The 15,583-nt window shown below is 63.5% G+C and carries 15 protein-coding genes and 1 riboswitch; of the genes, 7 read left to right on the top strand and 8 right to left on the bottom strand.

Annotation, left to right across the window (positions count from 1 at the left end):
* Positions 1-32: 32 nt before the first annotated feature.
* Both CVS28_RS18740 and CVS28_RS18735 read right to left on the bottom strand, forming a co-directional pair.
* Positions 33-311 (bottom strand): putative quinol monooxygenase, encoded by a 279-nt coding sequence (locus CVS28_RS18740; protein ID WP_103464949.1) that lies wholly within the window; start codon positions 309-311, stop codon positions 33-35.
* Between the two features lie 72 nt (positions 312-383).
* On the bottom strand, positions 384-1,337 hold the full coding sequence (locus CVS28_RS18735) for a DNA-3-methyladenine glycosylase family protein (protein WP_103464948.1): 954 nt from the start codon (positions 1,335-1,337) through the stop codon (positions 384-386).
* Positions 1,338-1,480: 143 nt separating this feature from the next.
* Positions 1,481-1,592, top strand: a riboswitch (SAM riboswitch).
* Positions 1,593-1,598: 6 nt separating this feature from the next.
* Here CVS28_RS18735 and CVS28_RS18730 point away from each other — a divergent pair.
* The 4 genes from CVS28_RS18730 to CVS28_RS18715 all read left to right on the top strand — a co-directional run bounded on the left by CVS28_RS18730 (position 1,599) and on the right by CVS28_RS18715 (position 4,905).
* Positions 1,599-2,429 (top strand): ABC transporter ATP-binding protein, encoded by an 831-nt coding sequence (locus CVS28_RS18730; RefSeq protein ID WP_103464947.1) that lies wholly within the window; start codon positions 1,599-1,601, stop codon positions 2,427-2,429.
* Positions 2,430-2,478: 49 nt separating this feature from the next.
* Positions 2,479-3,510 carry an aliphatic sulfonate ABC transporter substrate-binding protein gene (locus CVS28_RS18725; RefSeq protein WP_103482452.1) on the top strand — a complete coding sequence of 344 codons (1,032 nt, stop codon included), beginning with the start codon at positions 2,479-2,481 and terminating at the stop codon, positions 3,508-3,510.
* Positions 3,507-4,334 carry an ABC transporter permease gene (locus CVS28_RS18720; protein WP_103482451.1) on the top strand — a complete coding sequence of 276 codons (828 nt, stop codon included), beginning with the start codon at positions 3,507-3,509 and terminating at the stop codon, positions 4,332-4,334. The genes CVS28_RS18725 and CVS28_RS18720 overlap by 4 nt, the downstream gene beginning before the upstream one ends.
* Before the next feature lie 139 nt (positions 4,335-4,473).
* Positions 4,474-4,905 (top strand): hypothetical protein, encoded by a 432-nt coding sequence (locus CVS28_RS18715; RefSeq protein ID WP_103482450.1) that lies wholly within the window; start codon positions 4,474-4,476, stop codon positions 4,903-4,905.
* 37 nt (positions 4,906-4,942) lie between these two features.
* On the opposite strand, the gene CVS28_RS18710 is transcribed toward CVS28_RS18715, so the two are convergent.
* Positions 4,943-5,866 carry a LysR family transcriptional regulator gene (locus CVS28_RS18710; protein ID WP_103464943.1) on the bottom strand — a complete coding sequence of 308 codons (924 nt, stop codon included), beginning with the start codon at positions 5,864-5,866 and terminating at the stop codon, positions 4,943-4,945.
* A 146-nt stretch (positions 5,867-6,012) separates the two neighbouring features.
* Here CVS28_RS18710 and CVS28_RS18705 point away from each other — a divergent pair, with 146 nt between their 5' ends.
* A complete protein-coding gene (locus tag CVS28_RS18705; protein ID WP_103482449.1) occupies positions 6,013-9,465 on the top strand; it encodes a bifunctional proline dehydrogenase/L-glutamate gamma-semialdehyde dehydrogenase in 3,453 nt (1,150 codons plus the stop codon).
* A 115-nt stretch (positions 9,466-9,580) separates the two neighbouring features.
* Here the strand turns inward: CVS28_RS18705 and CVS28_RS18700 are convergent, their stop codons facing one another.
* The 5 genes from CVS28_RS18700 to CVS28_RS18680 form a co-directional block, all read right to left on the bottom strand.
* A complete protein-coding gene (locus CVS28_RS18700; protein WP_103482448.1) occupies positions 9,581-10,585 on the bottom strand; it encodes a type IV toxin-antitoxin system AbiEi family antitoxin domain-containing protein in 1,005 nt (334 codons plus the stop codon).
* A 180-nt stretch (positions 10,586-10,765) separates the two neighbouring features.
* Entirely contained in the window at positions 10,766-11,167 is a 402-nt protein-coding gene (locus CVS28_RS18695) for a VOC family protein (RefSeq protein WP_103464940.1), read from the bottom strand.
* A gap of 68 nt (positions 11,168-11,235) precedes the next feature.
* Positions 11,236-11,643, bottom strand: a complete 408-nt coding sequence (locus CVS28_RS18690; RefSeq protein WP_103482447.1) for a helix-turn-helix transcriptional regulator — start codon at positions 11,641-11,643, stop codon at positions 11,236-11,238.
* Positions 11,644-11,652: 9 nt separating this feature from the next.
* Positions 11,653-12,222, bottom strand: coding sequence for a P-loop NTPase family protein (locus tag CVS28_RS18685; RefSeq protein ID WP_103482446.1), 570 nt, complete (start codon positions 12,220-12,222; stop codon positions 11,653-11,655).
* Positions 12,223-12,231: 9 nt separating this feature from the next.
* Positions 12,232-12,669, bottom strand: coding sequence for an SRPBCC family protein (locus tag CVS28_RS18680; RefSeq protein WP_103482445.1), 438 nt, complete (start codon positions 12,667-12,669; stop codon positions 12,232-12,234).
* 111 nt (positions 12,670-12,780) lie between these two features.
* Here CVS28_RS18680 and CVS28_RS18675 point away from each other — a divergent pair, with 111 nt between their 5' ends.
* Together CVS28_RS18675 and CVS28_RS18670 are read left to right on the top strand one after the other, a co-directional pair.
* On the top strand, positions 12,781-14,166 hold the full coding sequence (locus CVS28_RS18675; RefSeq protein ID WP_103482444.1) for a cystathionine beta-synthase: 1,386 nt from the start codon (positions 12,781-12,783) through the stop codon (positions 14,164-14,166).
* Between the two features lie 24 nt (positions 14,167-14,190).
* Positions 14,191-15,354, top strand: a complete 1,164-nt coding sequence (locus CVS28_RS18670) for a cystathionine gamma-synthase (protein WP_103464935.1) — start codon at positions 14,191-14,193, stop codon at positions 15,352-15,354.
* The last annotated feature ends 229 nt before the right edge of the window (positions 15,355-15,583 follow it).

The raw sequence follows: 15,583 nt of genomic DNA, 5'->3' as shown, positions 1-15,583 counted from the left end.
GACGGGCCCCTCGACGTTGGCGTCATTCGTTGTTAGTGGCGTTCCAGCTTGACCGGCTCCGCCAACAGCGCGCTGAGGGATTCGTTCAGGTCCTGAACGGCGATGCCCTTGCCGTGCTTTTCCAGGTCCGCCTCGGACGCCCACTGCTCAGTCAGGACAATCTTTTCCTCGGATTCCTCCGTGATCTCATACTGAATGCAGCCGGTTTCTTCGACGACCTGCTCAATCGCGATCTCGAGGGCGAGCTTCACGCGGAAGAATTCGCCCTCATTGGGGATGAACGTGGCCTGTAGGTTGATGATCTCACTCATTCCACCAGCCTAGGCGATGGCGGGGCCGGCCCCGGAAGCGGTTCCGCAGTGTGAACGCATCCGGCCAGCACGTCAGTGCCCGCGGTGGTCTTGGATGGTCATGCGCGGACCGAACATCGGCTTGCGGAAACCACTGAGTTGCAACATGCGCACCACCCGCTGCCGGTGCCCGCGCCAGGGCTCCAAAAGTTCCAGCATGCCAGTATCGTCCACTGGTTTCCCGGCCAGCGCCCAGCCCACGTAGGCGGCCAGGTGGTAGTCGCCCACGGCCACCTGATCGGCGTCACCGTGGGTGCGCTGGGTGACTTCCGCCGCCGTCCATACCCCAACGCCGGGGATGCTCTGCATCCTTGCGCCCGCTTCCGCTGCTGGCAGCTTCGCCAAACGCTCCAAGCCCGACGCCGCTCGCAGCATCCGCACAATGGTGGCCGAGCGCTGTGGTCCAACACCTGCCTTGTGCCATTCCCAGGATGGAATCGCGGCCCATTGGGCGGGGGTGGGGGCCACCAGGAGATTGTGCGGAACACCCGGGTCAGCACCAACGCCCGGGGCCTCGGTGCCGAATCTGCGCAACAAGACGGCGTAGCTGCGAAGAGCCTCAAGGGATGTGACCTTTTGCTCCAAGATGGCAGGCACCAGGGCGTCAACCATGCGCCCGGTGGAGGGCAGCCGCACTGCCTGGTGCCGGCGTCGGGCATCCCTCACTGCGCGGGGGAGCGTGGCGGCAAAGCCGGGTGAATCAAAATGGGACCAGTCGTCGTGGGTGCCCAGCAGCGCCGGGACGCCCGTCAGGGCGTGGTCCGCGCCGGGACCCCAAGCCCGGGCGTGCAGCTCGTTGCCCTGTTGGTTGATGCCCAAAGTTGCTGGTCCGGAGGGGGTGTTGAAGGCCAGCCAGGCCGCGCCCGGGGCCAGCCGGATGGTTTTATCGGCAGGGCCCCTACCAATGATGCCCAACGTCCCGTGTAGGGAGTAGGGTCCGTGGGCATCCCAAACCATTGTGGGCCCCGCGGTTGCGGCGACTGTCATGGGTCCATGGTGGCACACCGGGCTGACAACCAGGTGTGTGACATCAAATGCGGCCCCGGCCGGGCGCTCGGATTGTTACGATTCGCGAACTGCCGAACCGGCCCCGATTTTTGCCGGTCCTGCTGCAGGACTTAGTCTTACGTTGACCATCCCGAGCGGCCGAGAGATCTGGCTCCACGACGCCGCAGCAACCCTGGTTGACACCCTGTGCGGGTATCAATGCCGGCAGGGTGCTACCGCCAGGACCGATGGAGTGCACTCATGCCTGCTTTACTTTCGCCGTCCGTTGCCACGGCCTCCGCCCTGCCAGATCCGCAAGGTACTGCCGCCATGGCTGTGTCCTTTCAGAACCTGGGCCGGTCCTTTGGGACTGGACACGGTGCCCACACGGTGCTTCGGGAGGTTTCCTTCGACGTGCAAGCTGGGGAGATCGTGGCGTTATTGGGGCCCTCCGGCTGCGGGAAGTCCACTTTGCTGCGCGCCGTGGCAGGGCTCGATACGCCCAGCACAGGCGCGGTGACTATTAACGGCACTGCCGTGTCCGGCATTGATTCGCGCTGCGCCGTCGCCTTTCAAGAACCCAGGCTGCTGCCATGGAAATCCATCGCCGGAAACGTGGCGATTGGCGTCCCCGCCGGCGCCAACGCCGCCCGCACCCGCGAGGTAGTTGAAAGGCTCGTCGGACTGGTGGGGTTGTCCGAATTTGCCGGTCACCGCCCGCGCGAGGTCTCCGGCGGCATGGCCCAGCGGGCGTCGCTGGCCAGGGCGCTGGCCCGAAACCCCGGGGTGTTGCTGCTGGATGAGCCCTTCGGCGCATTGGATGCACTGACCCGGATCACCATGCAGGATTTGCTGCTGGACGTACACCAGGCCGAGCCCACCACTGTCTTGCTGGTCACCCATGATGTCGACGAGGCCCTTCAGCTCGCCGACCACATCATTTTGCTTGGCCCTGACGGGACCGGCGCTCCGGGGGCCACCATTGTGCGCACCGTGGAAGTGCCGGGCCCCCGCCCCCGCGACCGGGCATCAACGGCGCTGGCCGGACTTCGAAGTTCACTGCTGGCCAGCCTTGGCGTCAACGGCCACTAGCCACTTTTCCCACACCCTTTCATCAACACAACCTTTCGTGAGGACCACCATGCCTTTTTCTCCCACCCTTAACCGCCGTTCCTTCCTCAGCGTCGCTGCCGCCGTCTCCGCACTCGCCCTAGCGGGGTGCGCCGGCGAGAATGCAGCCACCGACATCGCCGGCAAGGATGGCGGCACACTAACCATCGACTTTGCCACCTACAACCCGCTGAGCCTTGTCATCAAGGAAAAGGGCTGGCTGGAGGCAACCCTGGCCAGCAAGGGCGTCACCGTGACATGGGTGCAGTCCGCCGGTTCAAACAAGGCCAATCAGGCTTTGCTCGCCGGAGCCATCGACGTCGGCTCCACGGCAGGATCAGCCGCGCTGCTGGCCCGGTCCAATGGATCGCCCATTAAAACGATCTCCATCTACTCCCAGCCCGAATGGGCTGCCCTGGTTGCCGCCAAGGGCTCAGCCATCACCTCGGTAGCCGATCTCAAAGGCAAGTCAGTAGCTGCCACCAAGGGCACCGATCCCTACTTCTTCCTGGTCCAGGCTTTGGAGGCGGCCGGCCTGAGCACAGATGACGTCACAGTGCAGAATCTCCAGCATGCCGATGGCCGGGCCGCCTTGGAGAACGGTTCCGTTGATGCGTGGGCAGGTCTGGACCCGATCATGGCCACGGCCGAACAAGAAGGTGCAACCCTCTTTTACCGGAACCTGGAGTTTAATACTTACGGTTTCCTGAACGCCACAGAGTCATTCCTGAAGGACAAGCCGGAACTGGCGCAGAGCGTGGTGGACGCCTATGAAAAGGCGCGTATTTGGGCAGCGGAAAACCCCGAAGAGACAGCACAGATCCTGGCTACAGCCGCAGGACTCAAGCCGGAAGTTGCCAGCACCGTCATACTTAAACGCAGCAATCTTAATGTCTCCGGCATCCCGGGCGAGAAGCAGCGGGCAGTGCTGGCGAAGATTGGGCCCACGTTTGTGGAGCTCGGTGATGTCAAGACCCAGGCCGAGGTGGACACCGCGCTGTCCTCCCTCCTGGATGATTCTCTGGCCGTGAAAGCCAATCCCGCCTCCATCAAGGAATCATGATGGCTGTCCATAGTGGCGCAGCGGCTAGCACGGCAACGAAAGCTTCGCCGAAGGCGGGTTCTGCTATCTTCGCCCGTTCGTGGACCAGGCTGGGTCTGGGCCTGATTCTTCCTGTCCTAATCCTGCTCGCCTGGCAGCTAAGCACCGCTGCCGGGGTGTTTTCACCGGTCCAGCTGCCGTCGCCCCGCGCAGTACTGGACGCCGGAACCGAGCTCATCGGGCGCAATGAATTATTCAACCACGTGGCCATCTCGACCCAACGGGTGTTGATCGGCTTCCTCATCGGCGCAGTCCTGGGCTTATCGCTGGGGGCTCTCGTAGGGCTTTCCAAAGCGGCTGACGTGTTACTGGGACCCACGATCGGGGCGCTGCGTGCCGTCCCCTCACTGGCGTGGGTGCCGCTGCTGATCCTGTGGATGAAGATCGGCGAAGATTCAAAGGTCACGCTGATAGTCATTGGTGCGTTCTTTCCTGTGTTCACCACGGTTTCCTTGGCATTGCGCCACGTGGATAAAAATCTGGTTGAGGCAGCCCGGGCCTTTGGCTTGAAGGGCCTCAAATTACTGACCACTGTTCAGCTACCGGCAGTGGTTCCGGCCATCTTCTCCGGCCTGCGCCTGGCGCTCGCCCAAGCGTGGCTGTTCCTCGTGGCAGCGGAACTGATCGCCTCCTCCATGGGGCTCGGATTCCTGCTGACGGATTCGCAAAACAACGGCCGCACCGACAGATTGCTGCTGGCCATTGTGCTGTTGGCCATTCTCGGAAAAGCCACCGACGCTCTGTTGGGCCTGGCCGAGAAGTGGGCTGTGCGCCGCTGGTCGTAGCCACGCTCGGCGGACAGACGTAGGGTGAGGGCACACACTAGGGGGCGCGATGCAGTTTGCGAGAACGCGGAGCTGGCGTATGAGCGAGGGCCTCTTTTGGCCGCTGACGGTGGCACTTCACCTTTGAGACTCGCTGGGATTGCCTGCCACCAAACCGTTCTTTGTCCCACCCGTGGTGCCAGAAGTTGCTGAGCGCATTCCTGTCACTGGTCCACTCACCGACGTCGCCCTCGCCGATGAATGGGTACTCTGGTTCTCCGATTTATTGGCCGATCATCTGGATATGCCCAGCAACGCAGGCATCGAGTACATGTCGTTGGCGGATCGTGCACCGGCATTCCACGCCAACCTCAGGGCCCACGGCATGATGATGACTTCCTTGGTGCAGTCGATCGAAAAGAACCGCGGAAACAAGGCGGCACCCTTTGAACTGGACGTGCTGATCCTGCCCGTTGCCGGTTTCTGGCTTCATCGGGCAGGACCAAATCGGGTGCTTCTGAGCGAGTCGGCGCGGAGGGATGCCGAACAATTGCGCCGCCTGCTGGGTCCCATCATCGCCGAGCTGGCCTAACGAACCCGGCCATCCGCCGTCGGACCTCCTGGAGAAGCTAGATGGTGAGCGACTGTGCCGTCTGCGCCAGGATTTCCCGGCACGCCAAAATGGCCGGACGACGGCGGCTGGCCCGTCGCGCCGAGGTGAAGACTGTGCGCCGGGGGAGTCCGGGCAAGTCGATCAGCGTGAGGGCGGGAGGTCGCCCGGTCCACATGAGGTCCGGCATCAGCCCCACGGCGTTGCCGGATTCAATGAGCCTGACTTGGGCCTGCAGATCGGCCGTTTCAAAGCGCACATCCGGCTCAAAACCTGCCTGCCGGCACGCCTGTTCGGCCCAGTGGCGCGATGCCGCGCCGCGCGGTTCCATGACCCAGGGCAGGTTGGCCGTGTCCTCAAGGTCTGTGATGGGCTCCGTGCGCAGCCGGGTCATGCCGCCAGCCACGCCGGCAGTGGGAACTGCCAGCCGGATGGCGTCGGTGGTGAGGGTGATCCTGTCCAGCCCCGGATGCAGGGGAGCGGCATGGCCGGGATACTGTTCGGCCACGACCAGATCAAAGTCCCGGGCCCACGTCTCGTACAGTGCCGTTTCGGGTTCGCGTTGCACCATCTCAATCCGCACATCGGGGTGGGCCGCCGCCATGGCAGTGAGTAAGTCCGGCAACAGTGCCAGGGCCGCCGATTGAAACACGGCCAGCTTCACTGTGCCGGTCACGGTGGTCAAGGAGGCGGACATGTCTGCCTCCGCCCGTTCCAAGGTCTCCAAAAGCTCAGTGGTGTGTTCCACCAAGATCTCGGCTTGGGGCGTGAGCTGCACACGCCGGCCCACTTTGAGCAGGAGCTTTACGCCTACCTCCTTCTCCAACAGTGCCAACTGTTGGGACACGGCAGAGGGGCTGTATTGCAAGGTCGCGGCCACGTCGGCCAAGGTCCCGCGAAGCTGCAGTTCCCGCAGCAATCGCAGGCGTTTGACGTCCAGCATGGGCGCCTCCCAAAGAGTTAGTAGAAATGACTAATATTCATCATAAATCACCACTTTTTCTTATTGAACAAAGGTCTCATACTGGTCATTAGAATCGAATTCCCCAACCCCCAATAGAGCCAGCAGAAATGAATGCATCAGCAACTATGACTAGTTCCGTCACCGCGGCCACTTCCGCAAACATTCCGGTTCCCAGCAATGATCTTGCCCAGGAAACCATCGCCCTTGTCCGGCATTGGCTCACCGAGGCCGCCACGTTCCCGGCGGATGTCTCGGCCCAGCGCCTTGCCGGCGTCCTGAAGGACCCCAATGGCCTGGACTTCACCGTGGGTTTTGTTGATGGCGTGATTCGTCCCGAGGACCTGGCGGTTGCCGCCCGCAACCTTGCCATCCTGGCCCCCAAGGTTCCGGCGTTTCTGCCGTGGTACATGCGCGGCGCCGTCCGGATCGGCGGCATGATGGCCCCGATCCTGCCGGGCATCGTCATCCCGATTGCCCGCAGGGTGCTCCGGGACATGGTGGGCCACTTGATTGTGGACGCCACCGATGCCAAGCTGGGCCCGGCCATCGCCAAGATCCGCAAGGGTGGCGTGGACCTGAACATCAACCTCCTCGGTGAGGCGGTCCTGGGTGAGAACGAAGCCGCCCGCCGCCTTGAGGGAACCCTGAATCTGTTGGCGCGGGACGACGTCGACTATGTCTCCATCAAGGAATCCTCCACCGTGGCACCCCACTCGCCGTGGGCCTTCGACGACGCCGTTGACCACATCGTTGAGAAGCTCACCCCGCTGTATACGCTGGCCAACTCCTTTCCCAAGGCCAAGTTCATCAACCTGGACATGGAGGAGTACAAGGATCTCACCATGACCATCGCCGTGTTCAAGCGCATCTTGGACAAGCCGGAGTTCAGGAACCTGGAGGCCGGCATTGTGCTCCAGGCCTACCTGCCGGACACCCTCGCGGCCATGATCGACCTAACCGAATGGGCCACGCGGCGCCGCGCCGAAGGTGGCGCCGCCGTTAAGGTGCGCATCGTCAAGGGCGCCAACCTGCCCATGGAACAGGTGCAGGCGTCAGTCTTCGGCTGGCCGCTGGCCACCTGGGGCAGCAAGCAGGATTCGGACACCAACTACAAGCGCATGGTGAACTACGCGCTGACCCCCGAGCACATTGACGCCGTCCACGTCGGCGTGGCCGGCCACAACCTCTTCGACGTTGCCCACGCCTGGCTGCTGGCCAAGCAGCGCGGCATCGACACCACCTCCGGCCAGCTGGAATTTGAGATGCTGCTGGGCATGGCCACCGGCCAGGCCGAGGCCGTCCGCAAAGATGTTGGCTCACTGCTGCTGTACACACCCGTGGTCCACCCGGGCGAGTTCGACGTTGCCATCGCGTACCTGATTCGCCGTTTGGAGGAAGGTGCCAGCCAGGACAACTTCATGTCAGCCGTGTTTGAACTCTCCGAGAATGAGGCATTGTTCCAGCGCGAACAGCAGCGCTTCCTAGCCTCCCTGGCGGACCTGGACACCACTGTGCCGCCCACCAACCGTGTCCAGGACCGCAATCAGCCCGCCGTTGCAGCGCCCGCGGATTCCTTCGCCAACACCCCGGACACCGATCCGTCACTGGTGGCCAACCACGCCTGGGGCAAGGACATTCTGGCCCGCATCCCCGGCTCCGTGCTGGCCAACGACATTGTCGCGGCCACCACTGTCACCGAACTGGATGAGTTGAACAGCATTGTGGACACCGCCGTCGCCTCCGCTGCTGCGTGGGGAGCGCTGAGTGGCGCCGAGCGTGCGGCCATCTTGCACCGTGCAGGCGACGTGATGGAGTCCCGCCGCGCCGAGTTCATGGAGGTTATGGCCGCCGAAACCGGCAAGACACTGGACCAGTCCGACCCGGAGATCAGCGAAGCCATCGACTTTGCCCATTACTACGCCGAGCGCGCCAAAGATTTGGAAACTGTCGACGGCGCAGCGTTCGTCCCAGCGAAGCTCACAGTGGTGACCCCGCCGTGGAACTTCCCGGTCGCCATCCCTGCCGGCTCAACGCTGTCCGCACTGGCCGCTGGCTCCGCCGTCGTCATCAAGCCTGCACCGCAAGCCCAGCGCAGCGGCTCACTCATGGTGGCAGCATTGTGGGAAGCCGGTGTTCCCCGCGAGGTGCTGGCGCTGGTCCAGCTCGGTGAGAACGAGCTGGGCAAGGCACTGGTGGGCCACCCGGCCGTGGACCGTGTGATTCTTACCGGCGGCTACGAGACAGCAGAACTGTTCCGCAGCTTCCGCACTGATCTTCCACTGCTGGCCGAGACGTCCGGCAAGAATGCCATCATCGTCACCCCCAGCGCAGATCTTGACCTGGCTGCGAAGGACGTGGTCCAGTCCGCGTTTGGCCACGCCGGCCAGAAGTGCTCCGCCGCATCGCTGGTCATCATGGTGGGGTCGGTGGCGAAGTCAGCCCGTTTCCGCAACCAGCTGATCGATGCCGCCTCCAGCCTGAGCGTTGGCTACCCGGAGACGGCCACCACGCAGATGGGCCCGGTCATTGAACCGGCCGCCGGCAAGCTCTTGGGAGCCCTGACCACCCTGGACAGCGGCGAAAGCTGGGCCATCGAGCCCCAGCAGCTCGATTCCACCGGACGGCTCTGGTCCCCGGGTGTTCGCACGGGCGTTGCCGCGGGCTCCACCTTCCACCTGACCGAGTTCTTTGGCCCCGTGCTGGGCGTCATGCAGGCAGACACGCTCGAGGAGGCCATTGCCATGGTCAATGCGATCGACTACGGCCTCACCTCCGGCCTGCATTCCTTGGATTCCGCGGAGATTGGCCTCTGGCTGGACACCGTCCAGGCCGGAAACCTGTACGTCAACCGCGGCATTACCGGTGCCATTGTTCAGCGCCAGCCGTTCGGCGGCTGGAAGAAGTCGGCAGTGGGTGCCGGCACCAAGGCGGGCGGACCCAACTACCTCATGGGGTTGGGCTCGTGGGAAACCGCCGAATCCACGGCCACCGAGCCGCTGGGTGACCCCGCCGCCAAGATGATTGCTGCTGCCACCGAGTTGACAGCTGCGGAGCAGGCATTCCTGCTGCGCTCGCTGCACAGCGACGCCGCCGCATGGGCTGACGAGTTTGGTGTGGTCAAGGATGTTTCGGGGCTCTCCGCCGAGCGCAATGTGTTCCGCTACCTGCCGCTGAACCCGCTGGTGCGCCTGGCTGAGAGTGAGCCCGTTGCCAAGTTGATCCGCGTTCTTGCGGCAGGCATCACCGCCGGAGCAACACCGGAAGCCTCCTCCGGCGTCGCACTTCCCACCTCGGTGCAGGCCCTGTTGCTGAGCCTGCGCATCAACGTCACCGTGGAGTCCGACGCCGAATGGCTGGGTACCGCCCGCGCGTTCGGTGCCGGCCGCATCCGGCTGATTGGCGGCGACACCAGTGCTGTCTACGAAGCAACCGGCGGACGTCCGGATCTGGCCATCTACGCTGGCGAGGTCACCGAGGCTGGCCGCGTTGAGATGCTGCCGTTCCTGCATGAGCAGGCAGTCAGCATCACGGCGCACCGCTTCGGCACCCCGAACCACCTCTCGGACGGCCTGATCTAGCCCCCACTGGTCCCACTCGCACCGGCTGCCCACGCCACCGCGCCCGTCCCCGCTTTTCGCGCCCGTCCCAACGGGCGCGAAAAGCGGGGACGGGCGCGGTGCTCGTTGGAGCGGGCTATTTTTGCGGTATCCCGGCCTGGCGGAGCAGCCGTTCGAAGCCGCGCAGGTTCATCATTTCGGCCCAGGTCCATCGAAAGAACCCAACACCCTGCGCACGAATTTGGTCCTCGCGGTCCTTTTCCTTCAGGATTCGGTCCGCAACGGGAGTTCCCCCGCTCCAGTCACTACGCAGGTACTTGCCCCGGCCATCAAATTCCCCGGCCTTGCACTGCTCCCCGAACCAGAAATCGACGAATGCGTCGCTGCCGTCGCGGAGCACGAACTTGCGTTGCAGCTCCGGGGTGGTGAAACCCAGCTGATTCATCCTGACCCGGCTCAGGGATTCACCCGCGGAGCCGGAGAGCCCGGACGCAAATTCAATCACTGCCATGGCGCGATTCCGGGCGGCCTGCGAGGGGAGCTGCTCCGCAGCGCTCATCAGCTCTGACTTTTTCAGGGGCGGGCCCTGGGGCTGGTCGTTGTTCCACGATGGTTCAGGGATGCCGGCTGGGGTGCCTGCCGGTGTGAAAGTGTTTTCGGCTTTGTGCCTCATGGGGCGGTGAAGACTGGAATCGCAGATTGCCACGGCGAGTTCAAAGGACAACCCGGTGATGAGTTGCATGGTGGTGGTCAGCTTGTCGGTAAACAGGAGGCCTCCGCACTGGACAACGCCTTCGCCCAGTGAGCCAACATGCCGGCTGATGTCGTCACGGCTGCGGCCCCCTGCCTTCGACTCAGTGATGACATGTATCCGCTGGGGATTGCCCACGAGCCACAAGCCCCACACGAGCGCCGCCGTGGCGTGGCAGAAGACCGGTGGACGCCGCGACCGCGTTTGAAATGCCGCCGCCTGCTGGCCGTATTGTGTCGCAGGGCCCATGGCGTTCCACTCGGCGGCTTCCATATAGACGCCGCGGCGGACACATGCCAGGCGCCCCTGTCTTTTGAGCTTGGCCAGGAGCCGGGAATCCAGGCCCTGCAATTCCATGTCGGAGGGGAGAATCAGGCGTGGTGGCTTCATGGAGTCAAGCGTTCCAGCGGGCCGGCACGGAGGTAAGGGGCAATCCGGAAATTGTGGAAAACCCGGAGCGGTTATCCACAGCCCCACAGCGACCCGCCGCGCCCGTCCCCTGCTTTCGCGCCCGTTGGGACGGGCGCGAAAAGCGGGGACGGGCGCGGCGGGTGAAATGGACCAGGTGGGCTAGGCCTGTGAGACGCGCACCATGTTCCCCGAGGGATCGCGGAACGCGCAGTCCCGTGGGCCCCAGGGCTGATCCTTGGGTTCCTCGAGAACCTCGGCACCAGCGGCCGTGGCCTGCTCAAAGGTTGCGTCCAAATCGTCGGTGCTGAACACGAGCATGGGGAGCATGCCCTTGATGAGCAGCTCCTGCAGGGCGTCGCCGTCGGCCTTGGAGCGCCCGGCATGGGGTTCGGAGATGACGATCCCCAGACCAGGCTGGGTGTCCGTGCTGAGCGTGACCCAGCGGAATTCGCCGGACTTGACGTCGTTGCTGACGCTTAGGCCAAGGGCATCGCGGTAGAAGGCGATTGATTCCTCGGCGTCGTTGACGGTGATGTTTGTGTACTGAAGTGAAATAGCCATAAGTAGAAACTATCCCTAAGCACCCTGGTCTGCTTCTCCATTCCTGCTCGACTTTTCCGGACGCTGGCCTAGGTGCGACTTACCCTGGCTGGGCGGGTGGTGCCTTTGGCAAAGCATGGTGGCATGGCCTCAATGGCGGTGTGCTTCCTGGCTCCGTAGCTGCTGGGTGTCTCGCCCATGATCTCGGTAAACCGTGAACTGAAGGATCCCAGCGACGTGGCTCCCACACTCATGCACGCATCCGTCACCGACATCCCGCCGCGCAGCAATGCCGCGGCCCGTTCAATGCGGCGGGTCATCAGGTAGCTGTAGGGCGTTTCGCCGTAGGCTTCCTTGAATTTTCGGGAGAAGTGGGCTGGGGACATCAACGCCTTCGCAGCGATGGTGGGCACATCCAGGGGCAGGGCATAGTCCCGATCGATCATGTCCCGTGCCCGGCGCAGGTGGGCCAGATCGGCCAGCTCATCGGGAGTCATGGCTTGAGGCTACCAGCCAGCTGCGAGGGCGTGGCGAAGGTTCTTCACCCAGTGCTCCACCTCGCGGGGTGAGTGCAAACGGACAACCTGCAGATGTGGCTGAGATTGCGCCAAAACCGGGATGGCAGCCTTGAGCTTGTTTCGGGTTTGCCAGCCCCACCGGATGATGTGGTCGCGGTCGGTGAAAAGTGTCCACAGGGGCCCCTCAAAGTTGCCATTCCACAGTTCCTCGCGACGCAGCCGCCGCCTGGCCGTGCGCCGGATGAGCCGCCACATGGAAACCGGCATGGGGAAATCGAGCCACAACAGCGTGTCGGCACGTTCAGCCAGCAGGGGGCGCGCCTGTCGGTATTGCCACTCCGTGACCCAGCCCGGCGCGCTGCTGAGATGGTCGACGTCGGCCATGAAATCCGTGCGCTCCGTCCAGTTTGGTCCGTGGAACAGAGCATCGATCTCGGTGTGGGGAACCTCCAGCAGCTGCCCCAACCGCCCGGCCAGTGACGTCTTGCCGGAGCCGGAAACCCCGGCCACCAGGATTCGTTGCGGGTGCAGGGGAAGGGGATCGGTGGCGGAGAGCATCCCGTGATTCTAGGCGTTGGCCTCGGCAAAGGCCTTGAACGCCTCCATGGACTTGTAGCTTTCCTTCGGGAAACTGGCGCCAAAGAGCAGCCCAACCACCTTCATGAAACCCTTCATCTCAAAGATGTTGTGTGCCACCCACTTGGTGGCTGTGCCGTCCAGTTCAATGAACTGATTCTCACAGATATTGTGCACACCCTTGGCGTCGTAGTTGGCGTCAAAATGGTCCGGCAGTTCCCTGCGCACAATGGTCTCCACCATTTCCATGGTGCCGCGTCCGCGCTTGAACGTGAGCTTGGAGGTGGCACCGGCTTGGCCGGGCACCCCTGTCAGGGGCTCGAAGGAGAGAAGGCCATCCATCCACTGCTGCATGTTCTCGACATTGTCGAACAGCTCAATGAAGCGCTGCCGCGGGACGTTGACAATGATGTCCTGAGTGTATTCCATGGCCGAATCCTATACCCGTACGCCCCTGCGCGCAGGGGGCAGTGTTGTGGGCCGCCAGCACGGCGTAATGCCCGGTGGTCACGGCGGCCGCTTACCGATACGTTTGGACTCATGAAGTACGCGAATTCAGTCCTGGACCTGATCGGCAACACACCGCTGGTGAAACTGAACAAGGTCACCGAGGGCATCAAAGCAACCATATTGGTGAAACTTGAGTACATGAACCCCGGCGGATCCGCCAAGGACCGCATCGCCGTGAAGATGCTGGACGAGGCTGCCAAAGCAGGCCTCATCCAGCCCGGCGGCACCGTGGTGGAACCCACCAGCGGCAACACCGGCGTGGCCATGGCCATGGTGGCCCAGCAGCGCGGCTACAACTGTGTGTTTGTGGTCCCCGACAAGGTGGGCGAGGACAAACGTGCCGTGCTGCGGGCCTACGGTGCGGACGTTGTGGTGACGCCCACAGCGGTTGCACCCGACAGCCCGCAGTCGTACTACGGCGTCTCCGACCGGTTGGTGACCGAAATCCCCGGCGCCTACAAGCCCGACCAGTTTTCCAACCAAAACGGGCCGCTGAGCCACTACGAAACAACGGGCCCGGAAATCTGGCGTGACACAGAAGGCAAGGTCACACACTTCGTGGCCGGCGTGGGCACCGGCGGCACCATCTCCGGCACGGGCCGCTACTTGCGGGAGGTCTCCAAGGACCGGCCCGCCGACGAGGGTGGCGAAGTACAGGTCATTGGTGCCGACCCCGAAGGGTCGGTGTACTCGGGTGGCACCGGGCGGCCGTACCTTGTTGAAGGCGTGGGCGAGGACATTTGGCCTCCCTCCTATGACCCCAAGGTGCCGCACCAGGTCATGGCCGTGAGCGACAACGACAGCTTCGCCATGACCCGGCGCCTGGCCCGGGAGGAGGGCCTGCTGGTGGGAGGATCCTCCGGCATGGCCGTGGTGGCCGCGCTGGCGGCGGCCAAGGACCTGGGTGAGGAGGCCGTCGTCGTCGTCCTGCTTCCGGACAGCGGCCGCGGGTATCTGGCGAAGATCTTTGATGACAAGTGGATGCAGTCGTACGGCTTCTTGAAGGCCACGGATGAGCCAGCCATTGGGGAACTGCTCAAGGCCAAGACGGGGCAGCTGCCGGACCTGGTCCACATCCACCCGAACGAGACCGTCCGCGACGTCATCAACCTGATGGCAGAATACGGCGTCTCGCAGATTCCCGTGCTGTCCGCTGAACCGCCGGTGGTCATGGGCGAGGTGATTGGTTCGGTGGATGAGCGCACCCTCACCGGCAAGCTTTTCCGCCACGAAGCTAAGCTGACGGACAAGATCACCGAACACATGCAGCCCCCGCTGCCCATCATCGGCTCCTTGGAACCCATCGCCGCGGCGCGTGCCAAACTGCAGGACGTGGACGCCCTCATGGTGACGTTTGTTGGTGCGCCCGTGGGCGTGTTGACGCGCCACGACCTGCTGAACTATCTCAACGACTGACTTTCCACCACGCTAGGAGACACCATGACTGAAGGATTCAACACCCGCGCGGTTCATGCCGGCCAGACCCCGGATCCCACCACGGGTTCCGTCATTGTGCCGCTGTACCAGACCACCACGTTCGCCCAGGACGGCATTGGCCAGCTGCGCAACGGCTACGAGTACGGCCGCGGCACCAACCCCACCCGTGATTCGCTCCAGACCCAGCTTGCGGCGCTGGAGGGTGGCGAGTTCGCGTTCAGCTTCGCCTCGGGTCTTGCCGCGGAGGACGCCTTGATCCGTGCCCTGTTGCTTCCGGGCGATCACATCATCATGGGCAACGACGTTTATGGTGGCACGTACCGGCTCATCAACCGGGTCCTGTCGGTGTGGGGCATCAGCAACGCTGCCGTGGACATGTCCGACGCCGGCGTGCTGGCTGCCGCTGTAGCCGCCGGTGGTCCGGAAGGCAAGACGAAGATGGTGTGGGTGGAGACGCCGTCGAACCCCATGATGAAGATTACTGACATTGCCGCGCTCGCCGAGGTGGCACATGCCGCCGGGGCGCTGCTGGTGGTCGACAACACCTTCGCCTCCCCGTACCTGCAAAACCCGCTGGCCCTGGGCGCGGATGTGGTGGTGCATTCCACCACCAAGTACATTGGCGGGCACTCCGATGCCTCCGGTGGGGCCATTGTGCTCTCCGACCCGGAGGCAGCCGAGAAAATCGGCTTTGTGCAGTTCGCCGTGGGCGCCGTGTCAGCCCCCATGGAGGCGTGGCTGACCACGCGCGGGCTTAAGACGCTGGGGGTGCGCATGGACAGGCACTGCACCAACGCCCAGGCCATTGCCGAATGGCTGCTTACCCGGCCCGAAGTGGAGCGTGTGCTGTACCCCGGCCTGCCGGATCATCCAGGCCATTCGTTGGCGGCGAAGCAGATGCGCGGCTTTGGCGGCATGATCTCCGTTCAGTTCAAGGGCGGCGAGGCGGCGGCACGCAAGGTTGCCGAGTCAACGCACCTGTTCACCCTGGCCGAGTCTTTGGGCGGGATTGAATCGCTCATGAACTACCCCTCGGAGATGACGCACGCCTCCGTCAAGGGGACCGAGCTGGCCGTACCGGTCAATTTGATCCGGTTGTCGGTGGGCATTGAGGACGTTGCCGACCTCATTGCAGACCTGGAGCAGGCGCTGAACACCCTGGGCTGACCCGCTCACAACGCTCCACACACAACGCTCCTTCAGATACGGGGCACTTTTCGCGAACGCTCGCTCACAGACTGCAGGAGCGTTCGCGAAAAGTGCCCCTCTTCCCCTACGTGCCAGCCTTGAGTGAGAGAGTTTTTCTCATTCATGTTTGGTGGGGCAGGAGGAGATAATTATTCATGGATATTCCCCAGAGGCCTTCCCGTCATGCGCATTTCTTGCCGGCGGAGCG

This window comes from Arthrobacter glacialis (assembly GCF_002909415.1).
Lineage (GTDB): Bacteria > Actinomycetota > Actinomycetes > Actinomycetales > Micrococcaceae > Specibacter > Specibacter glacialis.
Note: the sequence above shows the minus strand (reverse complement) of the source record. Positions and strands in the feature narration are given on the sequence as shown.

Bases quoted from the DNA above. Each gene is read 5' to 3' on its own strand.
- CVS28_RS18720 (WP_103482451.1), top strand. From the start codon at position 3,507: ATGATGGCTGTCCATAGTGGCGCAGCGGCTAGCACGGCAACGAAAGCT.
- CVS28_RS18710 (WP_103464943.1), bottom strand. From the start codon at position 5,866: ATGCTGGACGTCAAACGCCTGCGATTGCTGCGGGAACTGCAGCTTCGC.
- CVS28_RS18700 (WP_103482448.1), bottom strand. From the start codon at position 10,585: ATGAAGCCACCACGCCTGATTCTCCCCTCCGACATGGAATTGCAGGGC.
- CVS28_RS18680 (WP_103482445.1), bottom strand. From the start codon at position 12,669: ATGGAATACACTCAGGACATCATTGTCAACGTCCCGCGGCAGCGCTTC.
- CVS28_RS18730 (WP_103464947.1), top strand. From the start codon at position 1,599: ATGCCTGCTTTACTTTCGCCGTCCGTTGCCACGGCCTCCGCCCTGCCA.
- CVS28_RS18675 (WP_103482444.1), top strand. From the start codon at position 12,781: ATGAAGTACGCGAATTCAGTCCTGGACCTGATCGGCAACACACCGCTG.
- CVS28_RS18690 (WP_103482447.1), bottom strand. From the start codon at position 11,643: ATGACTCCCGATGAGCTGGCCGATCTGGCCCACCTGCGCCGGGCACGG.
- CVS28_RS18695 (WP_103464940.1), bottom strand. From the start codon at position 11,167: ATGGCTATTTCACTTCAGTACACAAACATCACCGTCAACGACGCCGAG.
- CVS28_RS18740 (WP_103464949.1), bottom strand. From the start codon at position 311: ATGAGTGAGATCATCAACCTACAGGCCACGTTCATCCCCAATGAGGGC.
- CVS28_RS18670 (WP_103464935.1), top strand. From the start codon at position 14,191: ATGACTGAAGGATTCAACACCCGCGCGGTTCATGCCGGCCAGACCCCG.
- CVS28_RS18705 (WP_103482449.1), top strand. From the start codon at position 6,013: ATGACTAGTTCCGTCACCGCGGCCACTTCCGCAAACATTCCGGTTCCC.
- CVS28_RS18725 (WP_103482452.1), top strand. From the start codon at position 2,479: ATGCCTTTTTCTCCCACCCTTAACCGCCGTTCCTTCCTCAGCGTCGCT.
- CVS28_RS18735 (WP_103464948.1), bottom strand. From the start codon at position 1,337: ATGACAGTCGCCGCAACCGCGGGGCCCACAATGGTTTGGGATGCCCAC.
- CVS28_RS18685 (WP_103482446.1), bottom strand. From the start codon at position 12,222: ATGCTCTCCGCCACCGATCCCCTTCCCCTGCACCCGCAACGAATCCTG.